6 protein-coding genes are annotated in these 6,621 nt (G+C 57.0%); 4 read left to right on the top strand and 2 right to left on the bottom strand.

The annotated features are described in order from the left end of the window. The 4 genes from ACW73I_RS22710 to ACW73I_RS22725 all read left to right on the top strand — a co-directional run. The coding region (locus ACW73I_RS22710; protein ID WP_458031788.1) for a lyase family protein at nt 1–733 on the top strand (733 nt) is incomplete at its 5' end. Then, entirely contained in the window at nt 726–1,754 is a 1,029-nt protein-coding gene (xcbE, locus tag ACW73I_RS22715; protein ID WP_458031789.1) for a coenzyme M biosynthesis enzyme XcbE, read from the top strand. The genes ACW73I_RS22710 and xcbE, both read left to right, overlap by 8 nt. Nucleotides 1,755–1,764: 10 nt before the next feature. Continuing rightward, nucleotides 1,765–3,120 (top strand): FAD-dependent oxidoreductase, encoded by a 1,356-nt coding sequence (locus ACW73I_RS22720; RefSeq protein ID WP_458031790.1) that lies wholly within the window; start codon nt 1,765–1,767, stop codon nt 3,118–3,120. Nucleotides 3,121–3,130: 10 nt separating this feature from the next. Next, nucleotides 3,131–4,720: a GMC family oxidoreductase gene (locus ACW73I_RS22725; protein ID WP_458031791.1), complete on the top strand. Its 1,590-nt coding sequence runs from the start codon at nt 3,131–3,133 to the stop codon at nt 4,718–4,720. A 69-nt stretch (nt 4,721–4,789) separates the two neighbouring features. On the opposite strand, the gene ACW73I_RS22730 is transcribed toward ACW73I_RS22725, so the two are convergent. Next, the gene (locus ACW73I_RS22730) at nt 4,790–6,076 is read right to left on the bottom strand and encodes an adenylate/guanylate cyclase domain-containing protein (protein ID WP_458031792.1); all 1,287 of its coding nucleotides are present in this window, start codon (nt 6,074–6,076) and stop codon (nt 4,790–4,792) included. A 336-nt stretch (nt 6,077–6,412) separates the two neighbouring features. After that, nucleotides 6,413–6,621: transposase (locus ACW73I_RS22735; protein WP_458031793.1), on the bottom strand; the 209-nt coding region annotated here is incomplete at its 5' end.

The following is a 6,621-nucleotide window of genomic DNA, read 5'->3' on the forward strand; positions in this document are numbered from 1 at the left end:
AAAACTGTTTTTCGAAAAGCTGGGATTGCAAGCGCCGGCCATTGCCTGGAGCGTGTCGCGCGACCGCTTGGCCGAATGGCTGAATCTATTGACGCTGATGACGGCTACGGCGGATCGCATCGGACATGAAATTTACAATTTGCAACGGCCGGAGATAGCCGAAGTCAGCGAAGGTTTCGTGCCGGGCACGGTCGGCAGCATTACGATGCCGCAAAAGCGCAATCCGGAAATTTCCGAACATCTGGGCACATTGGCCAGAACCGTGCGCTACCACGCCGCCCAAATGAACGAAAACCTGGTGCACGACCACGAGCGCGACGGCCGCGCCTGGAAAAGCGAATGGGCGGTTGTGCCGGGTGCCTGTTTGATGACGCAAAAAGCCGTAGCTTTGCTGCAAATCCTGCTGCGACATTTGCAAGTGCATGAAGATTGCATGCGGGAAAATCTGGCGGCTAGCAAAGGCTTTGTATTTGCCGAGCAAGTCATGCTGGCGCTCACGCCTCATCTCGGCAAGCAGAGCGCACATACCTTGGTTTACCGGGTGGCGATGGCGGCCGGCGAGCAAGGCATGGCTTTTAAGGACGCACTGCTGGCGGAAGCGGAGATCGTGTCGCTACTCGGCGCAAATGGCATAGACGAAGCCTTCGACGTCGAACGCGGCACCGGCAGTTGCGGCGCCATGGTCGACCAGGTCTTGGCTGCAGTCAAAGCCTGGAATTCGAAACATGCATAAACCCGGCTTGAACCATCCCGCATGGCGGACCTTGGCAGCGCGGCCGCGGCGGAATTTGATGCGTGCGGTGCCGCCTTTGTTGCCGCTTGCGCAGTTGAGCCGGAGACTGGGCGGCACCGACATCTGGTGCAAGCGCGACGATTTGATCAGCTTCGGCTTGGGCGGCAACAAGATCCGCGGCCTGGAGTTCCTGGCGGCCGATGCGTTGAACTGTGAAGCGAATGTGCTGGTAACAGGCGCCGGCGCTCAGTCCAATCATGTCAGGGCAACGGCTGCCGCGGCGTCTTATTTCGGCCTGGATTGCGTCGCGGTTTTCTGGGGAAAACCGCCATCCCATCGGGACGGTAACTTTCGGGTGACCTGCATGCTCGGCGCCGATGCGATTTTTACCGGCGACGACGACAGGGCTTCGGTCGACGTCGGTATCGAAGCCGAAACTAAGCGGTTGACGGAAAGGGGACGGCGGCCATACGCGATTCCTCGCGGCGGCGCCTGTGCGCTGGGAGCTCTGGGGCATGCGGCGGCGGCAAGGGAAGTCTACGAACAATGCCGTATGCTGGATATCGTGCCTGCTACGGTGGTGTTGGCCACCGGTTCCGGCGGCACGCATGCCGGTTGGTTGTTGGGGACGCGGTTGCTGGGTAATCCGTGGCGAGTCGAAAGCTATACCGTCAGCCGAGATGCCGGCGCCGTACGCGAGCAAATCGTGCGCTTGGCGACTGAGGCCGCCGCGGTACTGGGCTTGAGCGAGTCGTTCGGGTTGGACGAGGTCGTTGTACACGGCGGTTATATCGGCCCGGGATACGGCATTCCAAGCGCCGAAGCGGCCGATGCGATACGTTTGCTGGGTCGTATCGAAGGGCTGTTGCTGGATCCGACCTATACCGGCAAGGCGATGGCTGGACTGCTGGACAGCTTCAAATGGCGGCGGTACGGCGGACAGGTACTGTTTATCCATACCGGCGGCGAACCCGCATATTTCGCCGGCGACGGCAGTTGGTTGTCGGGCCGGACCGATTAGGAACGGATAGATGCGACTGGCAATCATCGGGGGCGTCGCCGCCGGCAGTAAAGCGGCGGCGAGAGCGCGTCGAGTCAACCCCAATATCGAAATCGTGCTATATCAGGACGAAGCGGAAGTGTCTTATTCGGCCTGCGGCCAGCCTTATTATCTCTACGGTTTGGTCAGCAATCGCGATGCTTTGATTGTTCGGCATCCGGCCAATTTCGCCAAGGAAGGCATCAACGTCCTGGTTCGACATAGAGTCATCAAGCTCGATACACGGGCGCGCAAATTGACGGTGCACGATTTGACCAACGACCGCGTGTTCGAAGACGGCTTCGACAATCTGGTGATCGCGACCGGCGCCCGCAGTTGCCGGCCGAATATTTCCGGCATCGAGCTTGACGGTGTGGTGACGCTGCGCAGCCTGACCGAAATGGATGTTTTTAAGGACAGCTTGCAGCGTTTGCAACCGAAACACGCCGTGGTGGTGGGTAGCGGCTACATCGGCCTGGAATTAGTCGAATCCCTTAGCCGTTTAGGCGTAGCCGTTACTTTGCTGGGACGCAACCTTCAAGTGTTTTCCCGTCTCGACCCGGAAATGAGTCAAACGGTGCATGAATACCTGCAATCTCAGCATGTCGCTGTCCTGGCAGGCGACGGTGTCGCAGAGTTGAACGGCCGAAACGGGCGTGTTACCGAGGTGGTGAGTTTATCCGGAGCTCGGTTGCAGACCGATTTTGTCGTGCTGGCAATGGGCGCTTACCCGAATGTGGATCTGGCCGAACAAGCCGGGATCGCCGTAGGCGCCACCGGCGCCATTGCCGTCGATGCGCGCATGCAAACCAGCGTCCCCGGTATTTATGCAGCCGGCGATTGTGTTGAAAGCCGGCATCGCATCACAGGGCAGGCCGTCTGGCAGCCCTTGGGCGACATTGCCAATTTACAGGGCAGGGTGGCCGGCGAAAATGCGGCGGGCGGCGATGCCCGTTTTCCCGGCGTCTTCGGCACGGCAATTTTCAAGACATTCGATTTGAATGTCGGCTTGACCGGCCTGACCGAAACGGCCGCACGTGCGGCCGGCTTCGATATCGTCAGCGCCGTTATTTTTGCGCGCGATAAGGCGCGTTATTTCCCGGGCAGTCAGGAACTCAAGGTCAAACTGGTGGCCAAGGCGAACGACGGGCGTTTATTGGGTGCGCAGGTGATCGGTGCCGGTGCGGTCGATAAGATCGTCGATATCGCCGCGACGGCGTTGCTGGGCGGACTTGGCTGCTTTGATTTGGAAAATGCCGACTTGGCTTATGCGCCGCCTTTCAGTCCGGTGTTGTCGCCGATGATAGTTGCCGCCGGCGCCTTATCCAAGTTGGTTAAACCGAGTTAAGAAAATGGTCGTGTTCGATTACATCATCATCGGCGCCGGTTCCGCAGGATGCGTGCTGGCCAACCGCTTATCAGAAAACCGAAATCACCGGGTTTTGTTGCTGGAAGCCGGGGGCGAGGACGACGCCGACATCATTCGGACCCCGGCGTATTACGCGCAACTGCAGGATAGTCCCTACGATTGGGGCTTGCGTACCGTACCGCAAGCAAGGATGTTCGGACGCCGGATTTTTTTGCCGCAAGGCAAGGTATTGGGCGGTTCCAGCTCGATCAACTTCATGATCTATATGCGCGGCAACCGCGGCGACTACGATCATTGGCTGGAGCTGGGTAACGAAGGCTGGTCCTACGAAGAGGTGTTGCCTTATTTCATCAAAGCGGAAAACAATCGGACATTTTCCGACCGTTACCACGGCAATAAGGGGCCTTTGGCCGTTTGCAGCCATCCCGGCGACAACCCTTTGGTGCAACGTTATTTCGCCGCCGCCGAAGCAGCCGGCATTCCGTTCAACCCCGATTTCAACGGCCTAAGCCAAGAAGGTTACGGACCTATGCAAGCGACGATCGGTGACGGTCGGCGTTGCAGTGCCGCCGACGCCTATCTGCACCCGGTTAAGGACAGAGCTAATTTAACGGTGACATCCCATGCCTTGGCGACGCAATTGTTGTTCGACGGCCGGCGCGCGATCGGCGTTGAATATTTGCACTTCGGCCGCGCGGAAAAAGCCTATGCGGCCGCCGAGGTGATCGTTTCCGCTGGGGCATTGCGTTCGCCGCAATTGCTGATGCTGTCGGGGATAGGCAAGCAATCGGAATTGAGAAATCAGGGAATTTCGGTCAAAGCCGATGTGCCGGGCGTTGGCAGGAATCTCCAGGATCATTTGCATACCCGAGTGCGCTGCGAAATCGATCGACCGCTGACGTTTGCCGGACTTGACGAAAGCCGCAAACAAGCGGCCGTCGACGAATACCGGATCCGGCGCGAAGGCTGGCTCGCGTCGAATTTCCTGGAGGCCGGCGCCTTCGTCAAAAGCCGTCCGGACGAAATCTGGCCCGATTTGCAATTGTTTTTTCTGATGCTGCTGCCGCCGGATTATCCGGAAGCCGGCGCGATCCATCGCCACGGCATTACCTTGACGGCCTATATCAATCGCCCCGAGAGCCGCGGTACGGTAAAGCTGGCTTCGGCCGATCCGCTGGATAGGCCTGTCGTCGATTTCAATTATTTTAGCGCCGACGACGATCTGCGCTGCGCAATGGCCGGCGTGCGCTGGAACCTAAAGATTTTATACGGTAAGGCCTTCGACGATATTCGCGGTCAGGAAGTCGCTCCCGGATTGCAGAATCATAGCGACGAAGCGCTGGAAAACTTTGTCAGACGCACCGCGTCGACCACTTGGCATCCGGCCGGCACTTGTAAGATGGGACGGGACGACATGGCGGTGGTCGATCCGCAATTGCGGGTGCATGGTGTCGATGGTTTGCGAGTTGTCGACGCCTCCATCATGCCGAGTATCGTCAGCGGTAACACCAATGCGCCGGTGATGATGATTGCGGAAAAGGCGGCTGATTTGATTTTGGATGGAAATAGTTGCTTGTAATGTTCGTGTTTGCGTTCAAATGTAACGATGCGCTATTTGGGTTTTTGCGCGGATGCAGGCCAAGGCGGTTCAAAACGTTACTGGTCGGGATGTCGCCGGGGAATCGGCCGAAACCGAAACAGGGCGCACGATATGTTTTCCGGCCACCAAGAAGACGTTCATCGACCCGCGGCCTTTTATCGCGATCTCTCCCCTCGGCTTAAGCGCGAATTCGTCTTGTATCAATTCAGCAGTCCGTTCGCTGATTTGGATTTCGTCGCCGATGCCGTGCGATTCCATGCGTGACGCGATGTTGACGGTATCGCCCCATAAATCGTACATAAATTTCCGGCGGCCGATGACGCCGGCAATGACGCTGCCGGAGTGTATGCCGATGCGCACGTTCAAGTCGACATATTCCCGTATCGTCTCGCGCATCTTAAATGCCAAGGCGACGCAGGCCTTGGCGTGGTCGGCGCGGGGTTCCGGCAGGCCGGCGGCTACCATATAGGCGTCGCCTATGGTCTTGATTTTTTCCAAACGAAAGGATTCGGTAAGGTCGTCGAATTTTGAAAAAATTTCATCGAGCAATTTGACCAGATCTTCCGGGCGCATTTTGGTGGTTAGGGTGGTGAAGCCGACTAGGTCCGCGAATAGCACGCTACATTCAAGGTGATCGTCGGCGAAGGTTTTACCCTCATTTCTAAGCCGGTCTGCAACCGATTTGGGCAGCATTTTGCTGAGCAGTGATTCGTGTATGGCATTCGCCCTTTTCAGCTGTATTTCGGCATTAGAAATGCTGGCGATGAAGACGCCTGCCAGCAGTATGACCGCGATGAAAACGCCGGAATGCACGCCGGCTTCCATGATATGAAACATGATGCCGGCTGCTTCGGCCGGAAGCGGACCAAATGCCGGAACATTCAAATACCCCTGATCGCAAAGTACGAACGAAACGAATGAAAAAAGCGTATAGAAAAGGCGCCAGTTTTTGGAATCGACGAATAATAAACATGCCGCCATCCCGGTCGCGACAAACCACCAGTGATTCAGGGTCGGGTGCGCGCCGGCCGGTAATCCTTCGATGATCAGCAAGGATGCCCAGATGAATGCCAATGCGACGAGCATCGCCAGATGCGTTGCCGTATGCGCTGACAGACGTTTGATTCGGCAAGTGAAAAGCAGTGTCAATGCAGCGGTTGCGGCGAACATATCCAAGTACAGCATGGGCCAAGCCTGAAAAGTGTAGGCGAAATAGCCCCACCAAATTCCGTTGGTAGCGATCAGTAATAAAGCTAAGTCTACGGTTCGCCTTATGTGTTTGGCTCGGACCTCGGCAAAGGCGATATCGGTATAGACGTATTCGTCGCTTGGCATGTATAACCCCCGTTATTTTCATGCGACCGTTGGATGGAAAGGATGACTTATTCTAACGCGTGCAACCTTCAAACAGAGTCGTGATCCATGCAACTATAACCGATAGAATGCAGGCGGTCGTCAAATCAGTTTGCTTGCTCAACTGCGCGGGCGGGAATGTCGACCTAGGAGCCTGTCGGAGAATAAACAGGCCCGGCTGAATTTGTGGGGCCGACAGGCAAACGAAGTTAGCGGCGGCGGCTCGGACAATATATGCCGGGGCTGCACACAGCAAAAAGCGGTCCGGCCTGATCGCCATGCGACATAAAGCGGGGATATTTTGACGCTCATGTCGGCCTATCCGGCCGCCAACACGTGCATTCGTTTCAGATTGTAGGTCAGGGCGACCAGTTTCCATTCGCCGGAAGTCGCTTGCAGGCCACGCAACGAGAATTGTCGAAAGCCCATGATCTGTTTGATGACGCCAATTACCGGCTCTACGGTGCATTTACGCTGTCCGTAGCGGCCACGACCCTGTTTGGTTTTCAAGGTATGCGCCATTTGTA

This window comes from Methylomonas sp. MgM2, from assembly GCF_054172045.1.

Excerpts from the sequence above, each read along its gene's own strand:
- xcbE (WP_458031789.1), top strand. The coding sequence starts at position 726 with ATGCATAAACCCGGCTTGAACCATCCCGCATGGCGGACCTTGGCAGCG.
- ACW73I_RS22720 (WP_458031790.1), top strand. The coding sequence starts at position 1,765 with ATGCGACTGGCAATCATCGGGGGCGTCGCCGCCGGCAGTAAAGCGGCG.
- ACW73I_RS22730 (WP_458031792.1), bottom strand. The coding sequence starts at position 6,076 with ATGCCAAGCGACGAATACGTCTATACCGATATCGCCTTTGCCGAGGTC.